At 39.8% G+C, this 25,054-nt stretch carries 22 protein-coding genes and 1 other RNA gene; all 23 read right to left on the bottom strand.

Going from position 1 to position 25,054, the window contains the following annotated elements; all coding sequences use genetic code 11:
• Positions 1-73: 73 nt before the first annotated feature.
• Positions 74-246: non-coding RNA, 6S RNA (ssrS, locus tag O3607_RS03110), on the bottom strand.
• Positions 247-326: 80 nt separating this feature from the next.
• Complete coding sequence (gene aspS, locus O3607_RS03115; protein ID WP_024065547.1) at positions 327-2,132, bottom strand: aspartate--tRNA ligase; 1,806 nt, start codon at positions 2,130-2,132, stop codon at positions 327-329.
• A gap of 8 nt (positions 2,133-2,140) precedes the next feature.
• Entirely contained in the window at positions 2,141-3,412 is a 1,272-nt protein-coding gene (hisS, locus tag O3607_RS03120; RefSeq protein WP_371443308.1) for a histidine--tRNA ligase, read from the bottom strand.
• A complete protein-coding gene (gene hemZ, locus O3607_RS03125; RefSeq protein WP_371443309.1) occupies positions 3,412-4,839 on the bottom strand; it encodes a coproporphyrinogen dehydrogenase HemZ in 1,428 nt (475 codons plus the stop codon). The genes hisS and hemZ overlap by 1 nt, the downstream gene beginning before the upstream one ends.
• Positions 4,832-5,323, bottom strand: a complete 492-nt coding sequence (locus O3607_RS03130) for a Fur family transcriptional regulator (RefSeq protein ID WP_287534052.1) — start codon at positions 5,321-5,323, stop codon at positions 4,832-4,834. Before O3607_RS03130 ends, hemZ begins: the two co-directional genes overlap by 8 nt.
• A 40-nt stretch (positions 5,324-5,363) precedes the next feature.
• The gene (locus O3607_RS03135; RefSeq protein ID WP_295231240.1) at positions 5,364-5,999 is read right to left on the bottom strand and encodes an MBL fold metallo-hydrolase; all 636 of its coding nucleotides are present in this window, start codon (positions 5,997-5,999) and stop codon (positions 5,364-5,366) included.
• Positions 5,999-8,242 (bottom strand): bifunctional (p)ppGpp synthetase/guanosine-3',5'-bis(diphosphate) 3'-pyrophosphohydrolase, encoded by a 2,244-nt coding sequence (locus tag O3607_RS03140; protein ID WP_371443310.1) that lies wholly within the window; start codon positions 8,240-8,242, stop codon positions 5,999-6,001. The genes O3607_RS03135 and O3607_RS03140 overlap by 1 nt, the downstream gene beginning before the upstream one ends.
• An 11-nt stretch (positions 8,243-8,253) precedes the next feature.
• Entirely contained in the window at positions 8,254-10,236 is a 1,983-nt protein-coding gene (recJ, locus tag O3607_RS03145) for a single-stranded-DNA-specific exonuclease RecJ (protein WP_371443352.1), read from the bottom strand.
• Between the two features lie 195 nt (positions 10,237-10,431).
• Positions 10,432-11,850, bottom strand: a complete 1,419-nt coding sequence (gene hydG, locus O3607_RS03150) for a [FeFe] hydrogenase H-cluster radical SAM maturase HydG (RefSeq protein WP_119208656.1) — start codon at positions 11,848-11,850, stop codon at positions 10,432-10,434.
• A 290-nt stretch (positions 11,851-12,140) separates the two neighbouring features.
• Positions 12,141-12,905, bottom strand: coding sequence for an iron export ABC transporter permease subunit FetB (gene fetB / locus O3607_RS03155; RefSeq protein WP_024066238.1), 765 nt, complete (start codon positions 12,903-12,905; stop codon positions 12,141-12,143).
• Entirely contained in the window at positions 12,902-13,558 is a 657-nt protein-coding gene (locus O3607_RS03160; protein WP_119208658.1) for an ATP-binding cassette domain-containing protein, read from the bottom strand. The genes fetB and O3607_RS03160 overlap by 4 nt, the downstream gene beginning before the upstream one ends.
• Before the next feature lie 215 nt (positions 13,559-13,773).
• Positions 13,774-14,058 carry a 50S ribosomal protein L27 gene (gene rpmA, locus O3607_RS03165; RefSeq protein WP_004696430.1) on the bottom strand — a complete coding sequence of 95 codons (285 nt, stop codon included), beginning with the start codon at positions 14,056-14,058 and terminating at the stop codon, positions 13,774-13,776.
• 12 nt (positions 14,059-14,070) lie between these two features.
• Positions 14,071-14,385 carry a ribosomal-processing cysteine protease Prp gene (locus O3607_RS03170; protein WP_119206461.1) on the bottom strand — a complete coding sequence of 105 codons (315 nt, stop codon included), beginning with the start codon at positions 14,383-14,385 and terminating at the stop codon, positions 14,071-14,073.
• Between the two features lie 2 nt (positions 14,386-14,387).
• A complete protein-coding gene (rplU, locus tag O3607_RS03175) occupies positions 14,388-14,699 on the bottom strand; it encodes a 50S ribosomal protein L21 (protein ID WP_004698652.1) in 312 nt (103 codons plus the stop codon).
• A 204-nt stretch (positions 14,700-14,903) separates the two neighbouring features.
• Positions 14,904-15,485, bottom strand: coding sequence for a manganese efflux pump MntP family protein (locus tag O3607_RS03180; protein WP_371443311.1), 582 nt, complete (start codon positions 15,483-15,485; stop codon positions 14,904-14,906).
• A gap of 26 nt (positions 15,486-15,511) precedes the next feature.
• Entirely contained in the window at positions 15,512-16,939 is a 1,428-nt protein-coding gene (locus O3607_RS03185; protein ID WP_195185905.1) for an Rne/Rng family ribonuclease, read from the bottom strand.
• 116 nt (positions 16,940-17,055) lie between these two features.
• The gene (locus O3607_RS03190; RefSeq protein WP_316582437.1) at positions 17,056-17,751 is read right to left on the bottom strand and encodes a TIGR03936 family radical SAM-associated protein; all 696 of its coding nucleotides are present in this window, start codon (positions 17,749-17,751) and stop codon (positions 17,056-17,058) included.
• Positions 17,723-19,606, bottom strand: a complete 1,884-nt coding sequence (locus O3607_RS03195; RefSeq protein WP_371443312.1) for a TIGR03960 family B12-binding radical SAM protein — start codon at positions 19,604-19,606, stop codon at positions 17,723-17,725. The genes O3607_RS03190 and O3607_RS03195 overlap by 29 nt, the downstream gene beginning before the upstream one ends.
• A gap of 58 nt (positions 19,607-19,664) precedes the next feature.
• On the bottom strand, positions 19,665-20,768 hold the full coding sequence (gene rodA / locus O3607_RS03200; protein ID WP_371443353.1) for a rod shape-determining protein RodA: 1,104 nt from the start codon (positions 20,766-20,768) through the stop codon (positions 19,665-19,667).
• Positions 20,769-20,776: 8 nt separating this feature from the next.
• Positions 20,777-21,700, bottom strand: coding sequence for a P-loop NTPase (locus O3607_RS03205; protein WP_371443313.1), 924 nt, complete (start codon positions 21,698-21,700; stop codon positions 20,777-20,779).
• A 1-nt stretch (position 21,701) separates the two neighbouring features.
• The gene (gene mrdA, locus O3607_RS03210; protein ID WP_371443314.1) at positions 21,702-23,624 is read right to left on the bottom strand and encodes a penicillin-binding protein 2; all 1,923 of its coding nucleotides are present in this window, start codon (positions 23,622-23,624) and stop codon (positions 21,702-21,704) included.
• Positions 23,625-23,647: 23 nt separating this feature from the next.
• Entirely contained in the window at positions 23,648-24,139 is a 492-nt protein-coding gene (mreD, locus tag O3607_RS03215; RefSeq protein ID WP_178884681.1) for a rod shape-determining protein MreD, read from the bottom strand.
• Complete coding sequence (gene mreC / locus O3607_RS03220) at positions 24,136-25,053, bottom strand: rod shape-determining protein MreC (protein ID WP_060923981.1); 918 nt, start codon at positions 25,051-25,053, stop codon at positions 24,136-24,138. The genes mreD and mreC overlap by 4 nt, the downstream gene beginning before the upstream one ends.
• Between the last annotated feature and the right edge of the window lies 1 nt (position 25,054).

Raw genomic sequence — 25,054 nt, forward strand, 5'->3', positions numbered from 1 at the left:
ACAGTATCTAAACTATTAATATCCACATTTCTAAACCATTGATGTTCTCATTATATGCCATTTTTACACGCAAAAAAGCCCCACCATGCCGTAATGTACCGCGTTTTGATCCTGCTTAGGGCAGGTGGGTGTCCTCCTCATCCTGCAGTTGTCCCATAAGGGCGTAACGTTCAGACGAGAGTTCGGACTCCCGAAGTAAATGTGTTGGCTCAAAACTGCGATATCACACGCACATGGCAGGGATATCTTATACATAAATAGTATCAGAAAGATTGGTAATAAACAAGTCTTGACATTTGAATTTTAATCAATTCTTGCCTATGTTTTTACACCAAAGATTGCTCTTCTTCTTCCTCGATATCTGGTTTAATATGCAACTCTTTTAATTGTTTAGGTTCTACTTCAGATGGCGCTTGGCTCATAACATCAGAAGCAGATTGAGTTTTAGGGAATGCGATTACGTCGCGGATAGATTGACGTTTTGCCATCAACATAACAAGACGATCAAGGCCGAATGCACAGCCTGCATGAGGAGGTGCACCATATTGGAATGCATCAAGCATGAAGCCGAATTTAGATTTTGCTTCTTCTTCAGACAAGCCAATAGCTTTGAATACTTTTTCTTGTACATCAGATTGGTAAATACGCAAGGAACCGCCACCGATTTCAACACCGTTCAATACCATATCATAAGCGATTGCTTTTACGCTGCCAGGATCGGATTCCAATTTATCAAGGTCTTCATGACGAGGCATTGTGAACGGATGGTGCATTGCAACATAACGTTTTTCATCTTCATTATATTCGAACATAGGGAAATCAGTTACCCATGTGAATGCCAATTTATCTGGATCAATCATGTTCATACGACGTGCCATTTCAAGGCGCAATTCGCCCAATGCACGTGCTACAGTTGCTGGTTTATCAGCAATCATCAATACGAGGTCGCCACCTTTAGCGCCCATTTTTTCACCGATGTTGCGGATTGTATCTTCACCTAAGAACTTCATGATTTGAGACTTAATAGAACCATCTTCATTGAAGCAAGCCCATGCAAGACCTTTCGCACCATAACGGTTTACATATTCAACAAGGTCATCAAGTTCACGACGAGGAATACCTGCATCACCAGGTACTACGATACCTTTAACTACGCCACCATTGTCGATAACAGAACGGAATACTTTAAATTCTGTATCTTTTACAAGATCAGTTACATCAGTAAAGGCCATGTCGAAACGAAGGTCTGGTTTATCAGAACCATATTTATCCATTGCTTCATCCCATGTAATGCGAGGCATAGGCAATGTGATTTCTTTGCCCAATGTAGTTTTAAATACATGAGCAACCATTTCTTCAAGCATGGAGTAAATGTCTTCTTCATCTACGAAGGACATTTCCAAGTCGAGCTGAGTGAACTCTGGTTGACGGTCTGCACGCAAATCTTCATCGCGGAAGCAACGAACGATTTGGAAATATTTTTCATAACCAGCTACCATCAAGATTTGTTTGAAAATTTGTGGAGATTGTGGCAATGCATAGAATGTACCAGCATTTACACGAGAAGGTACTAGATAGTCACGAGCGCCTTCTGGTGTAGATTTAGTAAGCATTGGAGTTTCAATTTCCAAGAAATCGCGGCTATCGAAGAAGTCGCGCATTGCTTTCGTTACTTTGTGGCGTAAAATCAAGTTACGTTGCATTTCTGGACGACGTAAGTCAAGGTAACGATATTTTAAACGAATATTTTCATCTACATCGATATCATCTTGGATATAGAATGGAGGTGTTTTAGCAGAGTTCAATACGCGCAACTCTTCACAGTACATTTCATATGCACCTGTTGGAAGATTTGGATTGATAGCAGCTTCATCACGTTTTGTAATTTTACCACGTACACAAAGTACATATTCGTTACGAACATCCTCTGCTTTGTGGAAAGATTCCACGTTATGATCTGGAGATGCCACTACTTGTACTACGCCAGAACGATCACGTAAATCCAAGAAAATCAAACCACCATGATCACGACGGCGTTCAACCCAACCACATAATACGACCTCTTTACCTACCTCTTGTTCAGAGATGGTGCCACAACCGTGCGTACGGTGTAAGCCTTGCATTGTTTCCATTCTAATTGTCATCCTTTCACCAAAGAAGTTATACGTTCAGAAACTGTATCGAGTGGTACAGCTTCTTGTTCACTAGTTTCCATGAATCGGATTATGGCTTCCCCACGAGCCAATTCATCATCACCCAATATGATAACATATTTTGCATTAATTTTGTTAGCATATTTTAATTGTGCCTTCATACTCTTACCCTGTCCGTCCATTTCAACGGATACATATGCATCATGCAATGCTTGGCAAATTTTGAAAGCCTCTACCTTAGCCGCATCACCAAGAGCTACTACGAATGCAGATGGCTCTACAGTTTGTTCCGGTAATAAGTTTTGTTTTTCAAGGGCTAATAATAAACGTTCCATGCCCATCGCAAAACCGATAGCTGGTGTATGAGGACCATCAAGTTCCTCTACAAGTCCATCGTAACGACCACCACCGGCTACTGCACTTTGAGCCCCTAATGGAGTATATTGCACCTCAAATGCTGTTTTTGTGTAATAATCAAGGCCACGTACTAAACGAGGATTTAATGTATATTGCACATTAGCAGCCGTTAAATAAGTTTTTAATTCTTCAAAGTGATCATGACATTCTTCACATAAATGTTCGTGAATTTCAGGAGCACCTACGGACAAAGATTTGCATGTTTCATTTTTGCAATCCAAGATACGCAACGGATTTTTATACAAACGTTCTTGGCAGTCACTACATAATTGTTCTTTTTTAGGCTCAAAGAACTCAATTAATTTTTCACGGTATACAGGGCGGCATATTGGACATCCTACAGAGTTCACCTCTACATTGAGGTCTTTAAGGCCAAAGTCTTTCAACAATTGTACGACCATGCAGATAACTTCACTATCCACTACAGGGGATTGAGAACCTAATACCTCTGCCCCAAATTGGTGGAATTGGCGGTAACGGCCAGCTTGTGGTTTATCATGTCGGAACATAGGCCCCATGTAATACCATTTTGTAAGGCCTTCTTTACCATATACTTTATTTTCTAAATAGGCCCGTACTGCAGATGCTGTATTTTCAGGGCGCAAGGTAAAGCTAGAGCCACCATCATCACCTGTAGTAAATGTGTACATTTCCTTTTGTACTACATCTGTAGTTTCACCGATGCCACGCAAAAATAATTTAGTATCTTCAAAGGCAGGTGTGCGAATTTCGTTGAACCCGTATACCTTACAAATTTCACGCATACGCTGTTCAATATAGTGCCAATTTATCATTTGCTCTGGCAAAAAGTCTTGTGTACCTCTTGGTTTTCTAATAGCCATTACACAACCTCCCAAAATTTTTTACAAATTCTATGTCGTTTCTCTAATAGTGCATCTATCGTTGCGTGGTAAACATCTACATCCTTTGGCATATGCTGTTTCAATTGACGATATTCAGGGGCCCGCATCCACTTAGATGAACTACCAGGTCCCATGGAAAGAATACTTTGTCGCTCCTCCATAATCTGAATATTGTATTCGCACGCTTTGCCGGGCAAGGTATAGCCGATATTCTCTAACTGTCCTCTCATATATTGTTGACGATATAGATAATATGGTACATAGCCAGCCGTTTCAAGACGCTCTTTACCATATTGTACCATGTCTGCCACGAGATGTTCCTCAGGGATATCATCTTGCATATTTAAATCATACAATGGACTACCACGTTTTAATGCTAACGTATGAATTGTAACATTTTCCGGCAAATTTTGACATACATAATCCATATTCTCTATCATGTTTTGCATCGTTTGATTTGGTAAACCGGCAATAAAATCCATATTTACCGCTAACGACGTATTATGTTTGACATATTGTAACAACTCATCAATATCACGTGCACTATGTCCACGCCCTATGCGACGTAAAATATCATCTTGCATCGTTTGTGGGTTAATACTGATACGATTAACACCTAAATCAAGCATAGATCGTAACTTTGTAGGATTAACAGAATCCGGTCGCCCCGCTTCTACAGTAAACTCATGACCTTCAGGAACAAGTATAGATAGCTGTTTCAGAACTTGGTGAAAGTCTTCGTCCCCTAACACCGTCGGTGTACCGCCTCCCATATAGAGGGTATCTACCGTTAAGCCATACGATTCAACAATAGTTTTCATATCCTCTATGTCCCGGTCTAAGGCAGTTAAAAATTGGCTTTTACCATCATAGTCCTGATAGAGTCCATACGGAAAGGAGCAGTAAACACAGCGGGTGTCACAAAAAGGAATGCCACAATAGAGACTCACCTTTTTATCGTCTGTATCAGCTAAAAACGGACGTTGGTATTCACCTATAGCTCCTAAAGTGGCAAGTTTTTCCATAGACACAGAAAACTCGTCCCTAATGTGACGAGTTGCTGTGTGGACAGAGCCATATGTATCTATATATTTATGTAGCAGCTTTGTAGGGCGTACACCGACCATAGTCCCCCATGGTGCATCAACTGGCAAGCCTTGATATTCACGCAAATAGCTTAACAAAGCTTGCCCTATTTGACGTCGTCCCATAGAGGAAACAGGGCCTTCAAAAGTCTGAACTGTCTCACCAATGGTTACAGTCAAACGATATAAACCGTCTACCTCTATAGCCTCTAGAAGAACCTCTGGATTAACCTTATCAGAGAATAAACCAGCAGCACCACAGTTATGGGCTACTACGGAGCCAAGTGGTAATGGCCCCGTATATAGATATCCATTAAGCATGGTGATGAGCCATACCTTCTAATTTTTCAAGTTCTGCTTCAGTCATATGATTTTGGCAATCGCTGCAATAACCATATACTTTCAATTGATGGTCAATAGTGCGGAAATTCAATTTCTTAGCGATGATAGACTCTAATGTTTCAAGCATATCGTCTTCGAACTCGGATACTTTGCCACATTTTACGCAAATCAAATGATGGTGGAAATGAGCAAACTCTTCATCGTTCAATTCGTAACGGTTACGACCATCGCCGAAATCAAGACGTTTCAACAAATCAAGTTCAGTGAAGAGATCAAGTGTTCTGTAAATAGTAGCCAAGCCGATATCAGGAGCCACTTCTTTTACAAGTACATATACGTCTTCTGCACTTAAATGATTTTCATCAGCATCGATGAAGGCTTGTAAAATTGTTTGACGTTGTGTAGTCAATTTGTATTTTTTGTCTTTAATGCGTTCTTTTAATTTTTCTAATGTTGTATTCATGATAACTATCCCCTTTACTTCTTACAAAATTTTATAAAACCTACGCTCCAACGAATGGATTGTATTGTTTTTCATAACCTATATTTGTTTCCGGCCCATGACCAGGATACACCATAGTATTATCAGGCAACTTATAGAGCTGCGTTTTAATGGATTCCATTAACGTCTCATAAGAACCATTTGGAAAATCTGTACGTCCTACGGAATCTCTAAATAGTGTATCGCCTACAAATACAAGGCCTTCCATATAATAACATACCCCACCTGGCGTATGACCTGGCGTTTCAAGTACTTCAAGGTCAATAGCGCCACATGTAATATGGTCACCTTGCTTAACCTCGATGATATCAGCATTTACCTTAATGGGTGTAGAATTGCTATACGCACTAAGGTTGAGCTCAGGGTCAGCCAAATACGGTACATCACCCTTTTGAATATATACAGGCACATGATATGTATCTACAATATCTTGAACGCCACCAATATGATCACCATGACCATGGGTTAACAAAATCGCCTTTGGTTTTAAATCATGTTTCTTTAAAGACTCTAATACTTCAGCAGTAGCAGGATCAATAATGAAAGCTTCTCCTACCTCTTTATCTCCGATAACATAACAGTTAGTCCCTAATGGACCTAATGGCATGCGCATAAGCACTAATTGTTGTTCACTCATTAAGCCCCTCCTTTACTACGTTGTACCGTATATACTTCACGAATACGACGCAACTTAGTCATAACAAAATCAAGTTGTGAAATATCTCGGATATCAACAACTACATTGATACTTACGGTTTTAGTATCTTCTTGAACCTTTGCATTGATGTTTGTAATGGTGATTTTCAATTCTGAAAGTACAGCCATAACCTCCATCAACAGACCATTTCGATCATAAGCTTGGATATCGATGCCTACGTGGAAAGATTCACCAGAGGAACCATCCCAGGAGACCTCAATCATACGCTCTAAATCTTCTGGCGTATGCCCTAGACTCGTACAATCGGAGCGATGGATGGATACCCCACGACCACGCGTAATATAACCGATGATATCATCACCAGGTACAGGGCTACAGCATTTCGCCATACGCACCATAACACCAGCTTCGCCTTTTACAAGAACGCCCGTACCATTCTTGGTCGTTTTCGGACCTTGAGCTTTTAGCTTCTCAATGATTTGTTCAGTGCTATGTTTAGACTCTTCTTCTGCTTCTTTAGATTTTTTATAGAGTTCAATTAACCGCAATAGAACAGTGCTTACAGGGATGCCACCATAACCGCAAGCGGCAAACATTTCTTCTTCTGTACATGCTTTGAGCTGTTTCGTAACCTGTTGAAGTCGATTGTCGGTAATCAATTCTTTCCAGTTATAATTTAATCGTTTTGCTTCTTTTTCAAGAGCTTCTAAGCCTTTTTCAATATTTTCAGCTTTATTTTCACGCTTGAACCAGTTGCGTATTTTACTCTTACTTTCAGAAGAACCTACGATATTAAGCCAATCAAGGCTCGGACGACCTGTTTTAGATGTAATGATATCTACGATATCACCATTTTGCAAGGTGTAATCAAGAGGTACAATTTTACCATTTACCTTGGCACCTACGCATCTATGCCCTACATCGGTATGAACACGATATGCAAAGTCTAGTGGAACAGAACCTATCGGCAATTTAACAACATCGCCTTTTGGTGTAAATACGAATACTTCACCGGAGAATACGTCTAATTTTAAAGCGTTTACAAGCTCTGTTGGATTACTTGTATCTTGCCATTCCAATACTTGGCGCAACCACGCAACCTTTTGGTCGAAATCCTTATCGCCATTTTTATTGCCTTCTTTATAACGCCAATGCGCTGCAACACCGTATTCAGATACGCGGTGCATTTCCCATGTACGGATTTGAATTTCTACAGGTTGCCCCATGGTACCGATAACCGTAGTATGTAACGATTGATACATATTAGATTTCGGCATGGAAATATAATCTTTGAAACGATATGGCAATGGTTTCCACAAACTATGAGCAATGCCTAGTACCGCGTAACAATCAGGAATTGTATCAACGATAACGCGGACTGCAAGCAAGTCATAGATTTGAGATAAATCGCGATTGTCCTTTTTCATCTTCTTGTAAATACTGTAGAAATGTTTTGGACGACCTTTGATATCCGCCTTAATATGAGCTTCGCCTAAAGCCTTAGTGAGTTGACTCATCGTATCATTTACAATGTCTTCACGAGCTTGGCGTTTTTGTTTCATTTGATCTACAAGATCATAGTATTTTTCTGGTTCTAAATACCGGAATGATAAATCTTCCAGCTCCCATTTCACATTGAAGATACCAAGGCGATGTGCTAAAGGAGCAAAAATTTCTAATGTTTCCTTGGCAATGCGCTTTTGTTTGTCGCTACGCATATGCTTTAAGGTACGCATATTATGTAGGCGATCACCTAGTTTAATAACAACGACGCGCACATCTTTCGCCATGGCTAAAATCATCTTCCGATAATTTTCCATTTGCCGATCTTCTTTTGTTTCATATTGGAATTGGTTTAATTTCGTTACACCATCAACAAGGAATGCTACTTCAGAGCCAAACATTTCCTCCAAGTCTTCCTTTGAATATGATGTATCCTCAACCACATCATGCATGAGTGCTGCCATAAGTGTGATATGGTCAATTTGTAAGTGTGCCAAAATATCAGCTACTGCTAGTGGATGCATGATATACGGTTCACCAGAAGCTCTAAGCTGACCTTCGTGAGCCTTATCTGCAAGCTCAAAAGCCTTTAATACTTGGTTACACTCATCATCTGTTAAATAGGTATGGATATACTCCATAAATTCAGCTAAAGCTTTTCCTTTATCAAAAGTGCTTTGTTCTACTAAAGCTTTGCCTTCTTCATTTACAGTTGTCATGGTGTCACCTCCTATACACTATAGGTAAGAAATGTTACGGACGTGACAAGATCTAATTTTCCTTCAATGGCATTCCATCTTAGCATTAATTGACCATCATCACTGGTATATTCTTCTATGATGCCCAACTCCTTAAATACATCTAAGGATGTAAGGGCACTGCGATTATTTTGATCTGCCGGCTTACGGCGCAAAATTTCTTGTTCCACATTATAAACCGATTGACTACGACCACGCATAGCTTGTTTTACTATGACATACATTTGTCTAAGACCTTCCGTGGAAAGCGTAATCGGCTCTTCAGTGAGCGGTTCAATAGCTTGGATCATAAGCTGTGGAGAAACCATCCCTTGCCATTCATTCTTTTGCAATGAAAATGCTACTTTCACCACAGTTCCAATGAATATAGTTTTAAATAAATCGGGACGATTCCAAGCAATGGCATCCAATGTGCCACTAGAGATTTCTAAAATCACCTTGCAATGATTTTTCAATTGTCCCATTAGCATTATATCTTGTACGGTTGCTTCCATAACGGCAAAGACCGGCGTACTATTGGCCATACCATATGGCTCAAGGGCTGATACGCGGTCAATAATATCTACATCAATATCATCAACGGGTAGTTCCGCATCAATAGCAACAACAGGAATGTATTCCTCTGCTGTTACATGCTCCTTACAATACGCAGTCAAACGGTCTCGCAATTCATCTATACGATTTGCATCAATACTGAAGCCTGCTGCTGCAGCATGGCCACCGAATTGTAATAACACATCTTCGCAAGACTTCAGTGCATCGTAGATATTAAAACCATCGATACTACGACAGGAGCCTTTGCCAATGCCATCGTGGATACTAATAACCAGGGTCGGCTTATAAAACTCCTCAACTAAGCGAGAAGCCACAATACCGATAACACCAGGGTGCCAGTCTTCACCGGCTACAACGGTTACATAGTCTGCCTTATGGCCTTGGTTAGCCACATCGATACGAGCTAGTTCGTGAATATTTCTCTCTAGTTCTTGACGCTCACGATTTGTTTCATTTAATTCTTCAGCAATCGCTTCAGCCATGTCAGCATTATCAGTAACTAGCAACTCAACAGCACGTGTTGCATGAGTTACACGACCTGCTGCATTGAGCCGTGGGGCTAAGGTGAAACCAATATGTCCAGATGTTATAGTTCGCTCATGGAGACCTGCTACATCGACTAGCTTTTTAATTCCTAGATTTGGATGACTATTCATCTTTTCAAGGCCTGCTTTTACGATGATGCGGTTCTCACCGACTAACGGCACAACGTCCGCCACAGTGCCTAATGCAACGATATCTAAATCATCTAAATACCATTCACCAGTCTTTGTAAGCCACAATGCTTGGCATAATTTAAAAGCAACCCCAACACCGGATAAGTTCTTATCCTTGTAGTGACAGTCCTTTTGCTTGTGGTTAATAACAGCCTTTGCTCGTGGAATCATATCTGGTGCCGTATGATGATCTGTAATAATCATATCGATACGATCTCGTACAGATTCTACAATATCGTAAGAACTAATACCGCAGTCTACGGTAATCACTAAAGCTGTACCCCGTTCTATAAGGTGCTCTAAAGCATCTAAATTGAGGCCATACCCTTCACTTTGACGCTCTGGTATGTAATAGGTAACATCAGCACCTAGTTTCTTTAAAAAACGATATAGAACAGATGTGGCAGTAATGCCATCTACATCATAATCACCATAAATAACGATTGGTTTATGTTTTTCAATTGTCTCCTGAACTAGCGAAACAGCCACATCCATATCTTTTAATGCGAATGGATCTAACAAATCAGACAAAGAGCCTTGTAAAAACCGACGCCCTTCATCAACATCTATGTGACGATTAACCATTAATTTTGCCACAATAGGGTTCACACCAAGTTCACGGATTAAGATATTCTCTTGTTCTTTGTCGCTTGTGGAAATGCGCCAACGTTTTTTCTTAATCATCATATCCCTCAGTAGTTTATAATCAATATTAGTATAAATTTTCAACGTATTATCATTATCATTTTTATTTATTATACATCAAAAAGCGAATAAAATAAACCATTTTATATATTTTATTCTCATTTAACTTTTGACATTTTCTCAACAAAAAAGAACCTCCCATTATCAATAGGAGGTTCTCGATCAGTGAATTACTTAGAACCGGAAGTCTCGTTCGCCGTCTTTCATCTGTGCAATATAAGCTTTAGCTTTATCTTTAACTAAATCATTTTTGATATTTTCTAACTGTTGTTCAATAACCTTAGCGCCATGAGCTTTAGTTTTTTCGTCACCATAATCCATGATGTATTCGTTTAATGTCATCAATGCATTAGGTTGGCAACAGTTATGGATTTGGCCGGATTTAGCGAGGGCCATAAATCTGTCCCCTGTTCTACCTGCTCGATAGCATGCAGTACAGAAACTAGGCACATATCCAAGATCTAATAACCAATCTACGATTTCATCTAATGTACGTGTGTCACTACGATCAAATTGAGCCGAATTATCTTCTGGTTTCTCTTCTTCTTTGTAACCACCTACGCTAGTACGAGAGCCACCACTAATTTGGGAGATACCTAATGCCAAACCGCGTTCACGCATGGATTGACTTTCACGGGTAGACATAATCATACCTGTATACGGTGTGGATACACGAATAAGAGCAACGATTTTCTCAAATATATCGTCAGGTACAGCATTACTGAAATCATCTACATCGATATCATCAGCAGGGCAAATACGAGGTACAGAAATTGTATGTGGACCTACACCAAATACTGCTTCTAAATGCTCTGCATGCATCAACAAACCTACAAAATCATATTTGTAATGTTCCAAACCATACAAAACACCAATCCCTACATCATCAATACCACCTTGCATAGCGCGGTCCATCGCCTCTGTATGGTAGGCGTAGTCGCTCTTAGGGCCTGTTGGATGTAACGCTTCGTAGTTTTCTTTATTGTACGTTTCTTGGAATAATGTATATGTACCAATGCCAGCTTCGTGTAATTTTTTGTAATCCTCAACAGAACAAGCTGCAATATTTACATTTACACGACGAATTTCGCCATTTTTATTTTTAATGCTGTAAATAGTCTTGATGGATTCCAAAATATACTCAAGCGGATTATTGAGTGGATCTTCACCGGACTCAATTACAATGCGCTTATGACCCATTGCTTCTAATGCGATAACCTCTTCTCTAATTTGGTCTTGAGTCAACTTTTTACGTTTAATATCGCGATTTTTAGAATGGTACGGACAATATACACAACCATTAATACAATAGTTAGACAAGTATAATGGTGCAAATAGAACGATACGATCGCCATAAATAGCTTTCTTGATTTCTTTAGCTAACGCATAAAGCTTTTCCTTATATTCAGGCAACGGACATTCTAATAGAACAGCTGCTTCTCTATGGTTTAACCCCTTAAATGTAGCAGCTTTTGCTAAAATAGCATCTAACAACTCCCGATTTTCCTTGTTTTCCTCTGCATAGGCAAGGGTGTCAAGGATTTCCTGATGGGAAATAAATTCCTCCGCCTTTGGAGATTTTACATCATACATAGTACTTACCTCAAATCTTTCTAGTGGCAACGCCACCCCTCTTTAGGTATATGAAAGTATATGACAACCAGTCTTCTGGTATTTCACTGATACTGTACATAGTATACCACTATTCCTACTAAAAAACATAGGAATTTGACACACAATAATAAAAGGTTACTCCCTCATAAGAGGAAGCAACCTTTATAGTATTGGAATTTCTAATTTATATCGATTATCTATATCGAATATGACTAAAATGTATGTAACTAAATCTATCCCTTATTTACTATGTAAGATTTCAATAAAAATTACTTATATAATTGATTTCTAGTATTAAAAAATGTCCTATAAGACAACTGGCACGTAATAAAACAAGCAATTGATATAGTGGATAACGACATAAATGTAACGATCATTTGATATTTTACAGCTTCTAAAGGAGGCATGCCCGCCAATATAAGGCCTGTCATCATCCCCGGCAGCGCTACGATACCTAATGTCTTGGCACTATCTACAGTAGGTTGTAGACCCGTCTTTATAACATCGCGTACTATCGCTTTCGAAGCTTGTTTAGGTGTACTACCCAAGGCTAATTTAATTTCCACCTCTTGTTTACGCAATTCAAAATTTGATAGCATTTGGCGATAACAAAGCCCAATCGCTACCATAGCACCACTAATGACCATACCACCAACAGGAATCACTTGATAAGCAGTAAAGGTAAGCACGCCCGTTAAAAGTAGAATCGTTAAAGTAATACTTGCACCTACAGTTATAGCAAACCAAGAAATCCATAGAGCATAAGGAATTCCCTTTCCGCGCTTAGAAGAATTATAGGCTGCATTTATAGCCATAAAGCCTAATAGCCCAATTATAAATATAGGGCTTTCCGTGCTAAAAATATACGATAAAATAAAGCCGATAATTAATAGCTGTACAGTAGCTCTCACAGCACTTATAAAGATATCCTTCTCTAGCTTCAACTCTTGTCGATAGGACATCAGCATACTGATAATCACTAGTACAGACGCAAGACATAAGGAAGTAGTAGAAATAGTTTGAAACTGACTCATATCAATACCTCCTCTTTAGCTAATTGACCGTCTACGATAGTGATGCGGCGATTTGCGGTACGCAAGCTTTGCTCTTCATTATGAGTAATGGAGATAATGGTGATTCCCTTTTTATGAAGCTCATCAATAACATTTTCTACAATAGATGTATTCGTCGTATCTAAGGCAGACGTAACCTCGTCTAAAAGCAACACTTTAGGCTCAAAAATAAGGCTCCGAATGAGGCATATTCGTTGCATTTCACCGCCAGACAACTCATCATTACGGCGCTCCATATAATTTAGTGGCATATGTAGTAGATCAAAGAGATATTCTATACGACTCATATCCGGTTTTAAACCGCGAATATCATAAGGAAATAGAATATTACGATGTACTGTTTTCGCAAACAAATAAGGTCTTTGAAAGCAGTAGCCCACCTCTCTACGATAAGATTCAGGATCTATAGCCGTTAAGGGACGATCATTATAAGTAATAGTTCCCGATGTAGGACTAATCAGATCACTACATAATTTTAAAAGTGTACTCTTACCACTTCCAGAAGGGCCTACAATAGTAATATAATCGCCTTGATTTACCGATAAAGATACATCACGGATAATAGATTTGTCTTTTACAATATAAGATATATTAGATAATTCAAGCAGTGCCATAATGCCCCCTATCTCGTCATATATATATATTAAAAGCAAAATATCGATTCACTGTGGCTAGTTATTTAGTATTCTTAAGCATTATGATTCTAATTATGATATCATTGCCAATATGATAATGCTAAGCTTAATTATAATATATCTATCAGACACATACTACAAAAAACAAAAAATCCCTAGTGGAAAACCACTAGGGATTAATAGTCTTTGTAAAATTAAGCTTCTACAGGGTATACGCTAACTTTACGGTTGTAACGACCAGCACGTTCGAATGCTACTTTACCAGGCACAAGTGCGAATAAAGTGTCATCTTTACCGATACCTACGTTAGTACCAGGGTGGAAGTGAGTACCACGTTGACGAACGATGATGTTACCGCTCTTTACGATGGAACCATCATGGCATTTAACACCAAGACGTTTAGATTCACTGTCACGACCATTACGAGTACTGGACACACCTTTTTTATGTGCGAACAATTGCAAATCAAAAGTAAACATTAAGTTCACCTCCTATATTTCGTGTATTTGGACAAACTCTGGATATTGACGGCTAATTTCCTCTAGACCGAGAAGCATAGTCCCCAGAATATCCTGTCCACTCTGGTTAATCGTCCCAGAGAGAACCATATCACATCGACCTTCGCTATTCGTATATTCCCCTTCTTGTTGAGCAATCTGGGTAAGTCCTAACATTGCCGTTGCCGTTAAAGCAGACACTGCAGCACATACGATATCGAAGCCATGCTCATCATATCCTGCATGACCGGATAGGTGACAACCAATGACTTGACCATCACTATTCCGCTGGATTTCAATAGAAACCATAATTAAGCTTGGATAGATTCAATACGAACTTTTGTGAACGGTTGACGATGGCCTTGACGACGACGGTAGTTGGATTTAGCTTTGTATTTGAATACTAAGATTTTTTTACCTTTACCATGCTCAAGAACTGTACCTGTAACTTTTGCACCGTTTACAAGAGGAGCGCCAACTTTAACGTCGCCGTCATTCACTACAGTCAAAACTTCTTCGAATGTAACGGACTCGTTAGCAGCTGCTTCCAATTTTTCGATAGTAATTACATCGCCTTCAGCAACGCGATATTGTTTACCACCAGTTTTAATAATTGCGTACATGAGAACACCTCCTTGTTATCGAACTCGCTGAATTCGGTATCCCGACCCGAACTTCGGTCGGGCGTTTAAACCTGCTTCACGCGGATTGCAAAGTTCAGTAAACCGAACTAATACTGATATAGTATATCCTATTTACCTTTACATGTCAAACAAAACTCAACATAAATAGTTCAATTTCTGATACTTTCATATATATACAAACCTCTAAAATTCTCCGATAATTCCGAGATGTTGTAACAGTATTTTAGTACCGATGAGAATTAGTACACCGCCGCCGAGAATATTTGCATATTTTCCAACAAACTGGCCCATAAATTTACCTAAGTATACTCCAATTAAAGAAATACCGAAGGTAATAACACCGATCATAGTAGATGCTTCCCACACATTGATGGGCATAAAAGCAAAAGTAAGACCTACAGCCATAGCATCAAGGCTGGTGGCTACGGAGAGCATCATCATTTCCCAAGCGCCTAAAAACTGCTTATCATCGTCTTCATCGTCTTCATCGTCATCACTGAGGCCTTCTCGTATCATAGCAACACCTAAATAGCCCAGAAGTCCAAAGATAATCCAATGATCCCATTCAGATATGACATCGATAAACTGGCGACCAATAAGCCAGCCCATAACAGGCATGAGAAACTGGAATAACCCAAATAAGAATGCCAATGTAACCTTTCGGCCATTTTCACCTACCGGCATTGATAAACCTTTACCAATCGATACACCAAAGGCATCCATGGCTAGACCAATACTAATTAATATAATTTCAAATACAGACACAAAACTCACCTATAAAAACTACTTACTTATTCTGCTACTGCCATCAAAGAATATCCTTCTCGGCTAATTTGTGAATTCACTACAATCGAAATCTTACGCCCTATAGAATCACCTAACTCCTCAAGGACAGCCTTAGTTAAGTATTGGGCTACCTCTGGATGTACTTCAATTTCTAGATTAGATTTAATGCGACCTGATTTAAACAGCTCACGTATACGACGGATAATTTGCATGTATACAGTTCTGCCTGACAACATGTATCCAGTGCCCCCACATTGAGGGCATGTATCAAACATCAAAGTTTGCAAACCTTGACGGGCACGCTTTCTTGTCATCTCCACAAGACCAAGCGAACTAATACCACATACCACAGTTTTCATCTTATCTAACTTGGCTTGTGCGCTCAACAATTTTAACAACTCTTGTTGATGGGACTTATCCTTCATATCGATAAAGTCGACGACGATAATACCACCAATATCGCGCAATCGCAATTGTCGACAAATTTCCTTTGCCGCCTCTTTATTAACTGTAAAAGCCAGATCTTCTAACTTATTAGACTTACCTGTGTAATGAGCCGAGTTTACATCAAATACGGTGAGAGCCTCCGTATGATCAATACGGATAGAGCCACCGGAAGGTAGATTGATATCACGAGAGATAAGATCTTCTAATTGTGGTTCAATATGATTAGCTTTAAAGATAGGTGTGCTACCACGGTGACGTGTCACTTTAATCTGCTGTGATGTAGGCCCATGACCTAAGAGATCCAGCAATCGAGACTCGCCCATATCAGAATCTACAATAATCTCTCCTACATTGCGATGCGCATAGTCTCGCACAAGGCGGAACCAAAAATCCGCATCACTATAGAGATCAGTACCACTCTTAGCCACCTTAAATCGTTTTAATACATGTTGCCATGTACGCCATAGATATTCCATATCACGACCGATTTCGTCAGCACTAGCCTTAGCGGCTGCCGTACGAATAATAAATCCACAGCCTTCCTGTACATAAGGCGCTGCTAATTCTTGTAATTTAGCACGTACTGCTTCATCAGTAATTTTCTTAGAAATATGCATGCCTTCAGAATATGGTAAAAGCACCATAAAACGTCCTGCCAAACTCACATCAGCTGTAACACGAGCTCCTTTACCAAGCATTTCCTCTTTTACCACTTGTACAAGAATTTGCTGTCCCACAGATAGGCGTGGCAAGATTTTCTGTTCTTTCCCCTGTTGAAGGTTCAAATACGCATTTTGAGAGCCCCCTATATCAACAAAGGCCGCTTGCATACCGTTTAATACGTTCTTAACAGTACCTTTGTACATATGATTTGCCATATGAGACTCATCAGTACGCTCTAAGACAAAGTCTACTAACTGCCCTTCTTCGTCGATAACAGCCATGCGAATTTCTTCTCGCATAACATTGACCAAAATTTTATGCATCCTATCCCTCCCTTCGTTCAATTTAAAATATATAGATCTTTTAAAGCGCTAAAGCGTATATAAACCGCTTAATATTTATGTAAAGATATTAGTAATTAAGATGTATATAACGAGTATTAGTAGTTAATTTCCAATGGGGTATAACGACCTTCTTCATTTTCCACCATAATCGCTTTACGGTGAATTTCATAGCCACTTGTAATAGGCCAATTATATTGGTCTTTACCAAGATTCCACACTTCGCTAGGTTTGATTGTACCTTGCGGATAAATGCCGATGCCCATAGTAAGAGTTACCTTACCGTCCTTAACAGATGCTACGATAGGTTCTTTTACAAATTCTTTCACATCAATGATGCGAGTTTTCTTAGGCGTTACCTTTTCATAAGAAATTTCCGTTGCTTCATTAAAAGGTTTAAGTAATGCATTCCAATCAGCATGTTCATCCGTTACAGGACCTGTAACTTCGTAAATAGCAAAGTTACAAATGGCCATCATCTTTTTCACCTTTTCAGGCATTTCTTTGCCATCTAGCACCTCAAGACCTGGAGGAGCTACGCGGTTTAAACGCTCCATGATGGACTCTAAAGAATCTTCTTCCAGTACATCCATATCGATATATTCAGCCGCCGCTGTTACACCTAGAGCAAGTGCAGAGGAAAAGCTAATTTTCATATGTGGATTAAAGCCTTCAGAATAAGCCATTTTAATTTCTGCGCGGCGAATCATACGTTCTACTGCTTGTGCATAATCAAGGTGCGACAAGAATCGCAATTTTTCGCCTTTATTTAAGGCCAAACGTAACTTTTTCAACTCTGCCACCCTCCTTATAGTCAATAATTGCAGTATTTAGCTCTGGACATACGTTACAGCCCTTACATGGACCGCGACGGCAATCACTTGTTAAGTTTGCCTCTACCGCTTGTTCCCACTCTCGTTTCAAGAAAGCTTTACTTACAGTGCAATCCAAATGATCCCAAGGTAATGGCTCGTCGAAATCACGAGTACGACGTGCAAAATATGCAGGATCCAAACCACAGTCAGCGAATGCTTTTAACCAAGTTTCATAGTTGAAGAACTCAGTCCAGCCATCAAATTTACAACCTGCTTCCCATGCTTTTACAAGAACCTTAGACAATCTACGGTCTCCACGAGCAAAAGCGGCCTCCATGTAGCCAGTATAGCCATCATGATAGTGATAAGAAATATTGCGGTTATTGATGAGAGATTTTAAATAGCGTTGCTTACGATGAATTTCCTCTACATCTTGTTGACCATACCATTGGTATGGAGAATGTGTTTTTGGCACGAAGAAGGATACGCTGACAGTTACAGAGCCATTGCGTTTACCCGTAATATCACGATGCAAATCAAGCACCTTGTACGCTAGATCAGCAATACCTGCCAGGTCTTCATCAGTTTCAGTAGGAAGGCCCATCATGAAGTACAATTTAACTGTATTCCACCCAGATTTAAAGGCATTTGTACACGCTGCCAATAAGTCTTCTTCGCTAACACCTTTGTTGATAACATCGCGCATGCGCTGTGTACCCGCTTCAGGCGCAAAGGTAAGACCACTCTTACGTACTTGTTGCACCTTTTTCGCAATATCGATGGAGAAACTATCGATGCGCAAGGATGGCAAGCTTACGCTCACTTGTTTGTCTTTGAACTCTTCCATAAGCATGTCTACTAGCTCTGGCAATTTAGAATAGTCCGCAGAGCTTAAGCTCATCAAAGAGATTTCATTATAACCAGTGTTAGCAATCGTATCCTTAGCAATTTGAAGCAAACGCTCTGGCGTCTTTTCACGGACAGGGCGGTATAGCATTCCCGCTTGGCAGAAACGACAACCACGTGTACAGCCGCGGAATAATTCTAGTACTGCCCGGTCATGCACAATATCTAAGAAAGGCACAACAGGTTTTGTAGGGTAAAATACATGTTCTACGTCTTCTACGATGCGTTTCTCTACAGCTGCCGGTACCTCTTCAAAGCGAGGTGTAATAGATTTAAAATCACCTTGTTCTGTGTATTCTACATCGTATAACGCTGGACAATAGGTACCAGGAATTTGAGCCACTTTACGCAAAAACGCCTCTTTACCACCTGGGAAACCTTTTGCTTTTTCAGCTTTATAGAGGTCGATAAATTCATCGCCCCATTCTTCGGATTCACCGAGAGATACAATATCAAAGAAATCTGCAATAGGCTCTACATTAAATGCACATGGGCCACCACATACGAGTAACGGGAAATCCATATCACGATCTTTAGCGTACATAGGAATGCCAGCCAAATCGAGCATATTCAAGATATTAGTAAAGCTCATTTCATATTGAAGCGTAAAGGCTAGTACATCAAAGTCTTTAATAGGCGTACGAGTTTCCAAAGAGAACAAAGGAATGTTGCGCTTGCGCATCTCCTCTTCCATATCGTGCCAAGGTGCAAACACGCGTTCCGCTGCTGCATCATCACGACGGTTTACAAGACCATATAAAATTTTGATACCCAAATGGCTCATAGCCACTTCGTATACATCTGGAAAAGCTAATGCCATTGTTACATCAACAGTACTGTGATCTTTTACGATACTGTTATATTCGCCACCCGTATAACGAGCAGGCTTTTGGACATGTTGTAACCATGACGTATCTAATTGAATCATACATCCTCCGTCTTTTCTGAAAGACTTCTTTCACAATTAATCCTAAATACATAGGGTTTTAGAAAATATATTTCGTTCGTTGCATAGCGATATTTAACAAAATACCAATACTCAACATATTGGTCGTCAACGCACTAACACCATAACTAAGGAATGGTAATGGAATACCTGTAACAGGCATAATACCAATAGTCATGCCTACATTAACGAGTACCTCGAAGGTAAACATGGTGGCAATCCCTGTAGCTAGTAACATACCAAAATTATCATTACACATATATGCTACTTTAATACTGCGATAAATCAGCATAAAGAGCAAAAACAAAACGATAATACAGCCTACAAAACCAAATTCTTCACCAATAACGGAGAAAATAAAGTCCGTATGGTTTTCTGGTAAGAAGTTCAACTGACTTTGCGTACCATTAAAGATACCTTTACCAAAAATCAAACCTGAACCAATGGCAATCTTAGACTGAATAATATGATAGCCAGATCCAAAGGGATCAATATCTGGATTTAAAAATACGAGAATACGTTGTTTTTGGTATTCTTTCAGTACAAACCAGCCTAAAGGCATCAACAATAACCCGGTGCCCGCAATGATTTTTATGAGTCTAGTTTTAATACCAGAGATAAATAGCATGCCCACAAAAATGGCAATGTACACAAGAGATGTACCTAAGTCAGGTTGTAAAAATACAAGTGCAATAGGTACCCCAACATATAATACAGGCAATATTAAAGACTTAAATGTATCTAACTTGCCAATACGGGGCTCTAGCATTTTGGCCATACAGATAATCATCAATAATTTAGAAAATTCTGATGGCTGAATGGTAATAGGACCCAGTTGAATCCACCGTTGAGCACCCAATGCAGATGTACCAACGGCCATAACGGCAATTAACATCAAAAGGGTAATGCCATAAATGATATTGCCCCAATCCTTTAACCGATGGTAGTTAAGGAATTGTATGCCTATCACAACAGCTGCATTAGCAAGGAAAAATATAAGTTGCTTTACTACTAAACTACCAAATCCAATAGGCTCTTGATTAACATGAGTTGCACTGCCAATAGCTGCTAAGCCAATACAAACCAGTAGAAAAGTACATATGATAATAGCCCAGTCGCTATCATTCCATAGTTTCCGCCACATCATATCACCTATTTCAATTTACGACGGCGCCATAAACTTTGCTTACCTTGCACTAATAAACGCTGAGTAGTCCATCCACCGCGATTAATATACAAAACAGTATTCGAATCTTCAAAGATAGACTCACCAGCTGAAGCAAGAGTCGGTGTACATGCTTCTTCTTTAGCCGCTTTTTTCTTAGTTACATAGGCATCAAATTGTTTTTGTACATCATAATCTTCCCAACAATCGCCTGTCACAACATAGTCTACAAGAGGTGCTAATACATTACGAAACTCATGAGAAACAAGGTCTAACAAATGACCATCTTGTGTATATGTTAGGATATCTTCATCATAAGGAATCATAGCCCCTACATACTCGGTGCGAAGGACTTCCAACATATCATATAAATCTATGTCTTCACCATCTACTGGCACTGCATTAAAGGCAATAGCAAAGTCGCGAATATTATGTTCTTGACACACTTGAATCATACGCGCCCCATTGCGCAAGGATACCCACAATGGATGGGTCACAACGATACAACGACTCACAAGATCTAAAATTGACTCAATGCCCTTACCAATCCCTGCTGGTGCATCAATCAAAATATAGTCATATACATCACAAAGCCGACGAACTAATTTCTTATACTTCTTTCGACCTATATCTTCCCAGCGTGCACTTTGACTAGCCGGTAAGAAATCTAGATTTTCTGCAATGGATACAATAGCATCATCTGTATATTCTTTATCTTCACTCGCATCAAGTGCATCATAGATAATTTCATCTGCCACGCCTAATACGAGATCCAAATCGCGCAATCCAAAGTCCCCATCACAGAGCAATACGCGGTGCCCTGCATGACTTAAGGCTGCACCCAAGCATGCAGTGACGGTCGTTTTACCTACGCCACCCTTGCCGGATACAACACCAATGATTTCGCCCATACTAATCCTTTCTTGGTTGCCCACTTGTTACTGCATTCTGAGGTTTCTGCCCATTAGACGTATTCCCTACAGTTGCACTATCTTTATTACTTTTAGTATTTGTATCATTCGTTTTTTTATTTAATGGTACATTGAAATATGCGGCTAACACATCTCGTACGATTGGACCTGCAGAGCCCGCACCAAAGCTACCTTGTTCAACAAGTGCAACCACAACAATTTGTGGCTTGTCATATGGTGCATAGGCTACAAACCAGCCATGATCCCGGCCATGTGCATTTTCCGCAGTACCAGTCTTACCAGCTACATTAATTGGGAAGCCTTTAAATAAGTCCCCTGCTGTACCACCTTCGTTTGTAACATCACGCAAACCTTCTCGAATAAGGTCCATAATATTTTTTGGAACTGGTAGAATACCTAATTTATCAGGACCGAAAATCTCTTTCGGAGTGCCATCTTTATTATCAATACGGCTTACCACATAAGGTTTATATTTAATGCCACCATTAGCTACTTCGCTGAGCAAAACAGCCATTTGCAATGGCGTAACTAAGGTAAAAGATTGACCAATAGCAGCATCGAAGGTTTCACCTAAGTACCAATCTTCATCATATACTTTTCGTTTATACTCAGGGCTTGCCATAATGCCAGACGCCTCACCTGGTAAATTAATACCAGTCTTTTCGCCAATGCCGAAATAAGCAGCATATTTATCGAGATTTTCTATACCAATGCGATTACCCATTTCATAGAAGTAAACGTTATCTGACTTAGCAAGCGCTCTATTAAAGTTAAGCCATCCTAAGGCTTCACCTTCTGCATTTCGCTTATCGATCAACCAGTGCTTACCACTATCAAAGATCATCTCTTCAGGAGTAACCTTTTTAAGATCTAACGCTGCTGTACCGGTAATAATCTTAAATGGTGATCCTGGTGGATATTCACCAGAAATAACCTTATTATCAAATGGATGATTTTTATCATTATTCAGTTGATTCCATTGAGCAGTTGTAATTCCTTTAGAAAACCAGTTTGGATTAAATTCAGGCGCACTGACCATAGCTAAAATAGCCCCTGTATTAGGGTCCATGGCCACCACTGCCGCCCCTTGTGCTGGAATACCTTGCGCACGCAATTGATTGAGCTGATTCTTAACAGCCTCTTCAGCGGCCTTTTGAAGATTTACATCAATGGTTAAATGAATATTAGCGCCTGGTACCGTATGTTTTCTATCTACCTCAGCCACAGGACGACCTGTAGCATCTACCTCAACTTGTTTACCACCATCAGTACCACGCAAGATAGAATCATATAATTTTTCGAGACCAGAACGACCTAAAATAGTACCGCCACTAACCAGTGTATTAGGGTCTTGCTGTTTTAGCTCTTCTAATTCCTCTTCACTCACTTCACCAACATAACCAAATAATTGAGAAGCCATCGTTTCATATGGATAGTATCGAAGTGGCTCAACATCAATGGTTACACCTGGTAATTCATGACGATGCTCTTCAATGGTTGTCACTACATCCATAGAAATATCATTAGCAATACGTATTGGTTCATAACCATACTTGTGATCATTAACCTTCTTTGTAATATCTTCAGGCTTCATTTTTAATAAAGCTGCCAATTTAGCAACTTCACCATCATCCAAAGCCTTTCCGGTAGGCATGATAGATATAGTATAGGCAGGTCGAGAGCCTACCAGAATTTGACCATTACGATCATACATAACACCTCGTGCTGCAGTCATCGGTACCATGCGCAATCGGTTGCCTTCCGCCTTGGCTTGATAATAGCCACCAGCCAAGATTTGTAGCATAAACAAACGCAATGCTAACACTATAAATATGCCCGCTACAATGTAAAAGAGTACATCAAAGCGACTCGTTTTTCTTCGTTTATAGAGGCCTTCAAGCACTCTTTCACCCCCTTACTAATTTATTACCAAATATAATCTTGCTGTTCGTCCTTACGCCACAATAATCCATGTACGATGGCAGCCAATAGACCGTTCCAAAATAGTACTGGTATAACCATATGCCACATATATAGCCCTATATGTAAATCTCCACCACTGGCCAATATCATTAAGCTCCGGATAAATCCATCAAGCAATGTACAAATGGCTACAATAGCACTGGACCAATACCAACGTTCTTCATAGAGTCGATGTTTCACTGCAGATAATAGGTAAACCACAAGAACGTAAGGGAATAAATGGAGCCCAAAGAAGTTAGATATCAATACATCATGTACAATACCACCTATAACAGCTGCCATCAGCCCCATATAACGACCTTTAAATAGTGTGACTATAACAATGGTGGTCAAAATTAAATTTGGCAACCAATTCGTATGAAAAATAGCAGGCAATAATTGCGCCTGTATAAAGTAAATTAAGAATCCACAGAGTACTAAAGCTAGACGCGTCATGGTTTAACGGCCCCCTTTGCCCCTTCAACTTGATCCCGTTGTGTTTGAGGTACCAGTTTAGGCTCAAGCCCTGGTTTTGGTGGTGCACTTACTGAAGATGATGTAAGGACAAACACCTCTTCTAAACGATAGAAGTCCACACTTGGTGTAATCACGGCATTCTTTACAAAACCTTCCGTATCATTTTCGATGGACTGTACATTACCAACAGGCAATCCTTTAGGGTAGATACCACCATACCCAGAGGTGATTAATTTATCCCCTACTAATACATCACCATCACGGGCAATATTTACCATTGATGGAGTACGAGGTGAGTCGCCATCACCTTTTACGACGCCAGATAGGCGAGATTCAGGACGTTGTACAATAACACCGATTGCACTACGTGGGTCAAGAATGGTTTGTACGCGAGAAGAGTGAGGGTATACATCGGTAATAAAACCAACTACCCCACTTGGTACAACGACAGCCATATTAACAGCCATCCCTTCTTCACTACCCTTATCGATAGTGAACGTATTTGTCCATGTGCCGTAATCCTTTGTAATAATACCGGCTAAAGTCATGGAGAATTCCGGATGATTGCTCTTATAGTTGAGCAATTGACGAAGTCGAATATTTTCTGCTACTACTTCATCATAGTTAACAACCTTTTGTTCTAATGCAGCCTTGCGAGATGCTGCCTCATCACTTTCAATAGTTGCAGAAATAGCATTATTGAGCACTGTAAAACCGGTTTGTACACCGTCAAGCAAACGGGCAGATCCATAAGCAAATGGTGTTGTAATACCTTCAAGAGTGACAGTAACAAAAGGAATACTAGTTCGTTGTTTCCATGCAAATCCGAGCAACGCTAATAGGATACAGCTAATGACAACAACGATAATTAACTTTTTATCTGACTGTATCATA

Source organism: Veillonella sp. 20925_1_51, from assembly GCF_041431445.1.
Taxonomy (GTDB): domain Bacteria; phylum Bacillota; class Negativicutes; order Veillonellales; family Veillonellaceae; genus Veillonella; species Veillonella nakazawae.

Excerpts from the sequence above, each read along its gene's own strand:
- O3607_RS03160 (WP_119208658.1), bottom strand. The coding sequence starts at position 13,558 with ATGGCACTGCTTGAATTATCTAATATATCTTATATTGTAAAAGACAAA.
- rplU (WP_004698652.1), bottom strand. The coding sequence starts at position 14,699 with ATGTACGCAATTATTAAAACTGGTGGTAAACAATATCGCGTTGCTGAA.
- fetB (WP_024066238.1), bottom strand. The coding sequence starts at position 12,905 with ATGAGTCAGTTTCAAACTATTTCTACTACTTCCTTATGTCTTGCGTCT.
- O3607_RS03140 (WP_371443310.1), bottom strand. The coding sequence starts at position 8,242 with ATGACAACTGTAAATGAAGAAGGCAAAGCTTTAGTAGAACAAAGCACT.
- hydG (WP_119208656.1), bottom strand. The coding sequence starts at position 11,850 with ATGTATGATGTAAAATCTCCAAAGGCGGAGGAATTTATTTCCCATCAG.
- recJ (WP_371443352.1), bottom strand. The coding sequence starts at position 10,236 with ATGATTAAGAAAAAACGTTGGCGCATTTCCACAAGCGACAAAGAACAA.
- hemZ (WP_371443309.1), bottom strand. The coding sequence starts at position 4,839 with ATGCTTAATGGATATCTATATACGGGGCCATTACCACTTGGCTCCGTA.
- mreD (WP_178884681.1), bottom strand. The coding sequence starts at position 24,139 with ATGACGCGTCTAGCTTTAGTACTCTGTGGATTCTTAATTTACTTTATA.
- O3607_RS03170 (WP_119206461.1), bottom strand. The coding sequence starts at position 14,385 with ATGGTTTCTATTGAAATCCAGCGGAATAGTGATGGTCAAGTCATTGGT.
- O3607_RS03195 (WP_371443312.1), bottom strand. The coding sequence starts at position 19,606 with ATGATTCAATTAGATACGTCATGGTTACAACATGTCCAAAAGCCTGCT.
- O3607_RS03130 (WP_287534052.1), bottom strand. The coding sequence starts at position 5,323 with ATGAATACAACATTAGAAAAATTAAAAGAACGCATTAAAGACAAAAAA.
- O3607_RS03135 (WP_295231240.1), bottom strand. The coding sequence starts at position 5,999 with ATGAGTGAACAACAATTAGTGCTTATGCGCATGCCATTAGGTCCATTA.
- aspS (WP_024065547.1), bottom strand. The coding sequence starts at position 2,132 with ATGGAAACAATGCAAGGCTTACACCGTACGCACGGTTGTGGCACCATC.
- mreC (WP_060923981.1), bottom strand. The coding sequence starts at position 25,053 with ATGATACAGTCAGATAAAAAGTTAATTATCGTTGTTGTCATTAGCTGT.
- rodA (WP_371443353.1), bottom strand. The coding sequence starts at position 20,768 with ATGTGGCGGAAACTATGGAATGATAGCGACTGGGCTATTATCATATGT.
- hisS (WP_371443308.1), bottom strand. The coding sequence starts at position 3,412 with ATGGCTATTAGAAAACCAAGAGGTACACAAGACTTTTTGCCAGAGCAA.
- O3607_RS03185 (WP_195185905.1), bottom strand. The coding sequence starts at position 16,939 with ATGCATAAAATTTTGGTCAATGTTATGCGAGAAGAAATTCGCATGGCT.
- O3607_RS03205 (WP_371443313.1), bottom strand. The coding sequence starts at position 21,700 with ATGGGCGAAATCATTGGTGTTGTATCCGGCAAGGGTGGCGTAGGTAAA.
- rpmA (WP_004696430.1), bottom strand. The coding sequence starts at position 14,058 with ATGTTTACTTTTGATTTGCAATTGTTCGCACATAAAAAAGGTGTGTCC.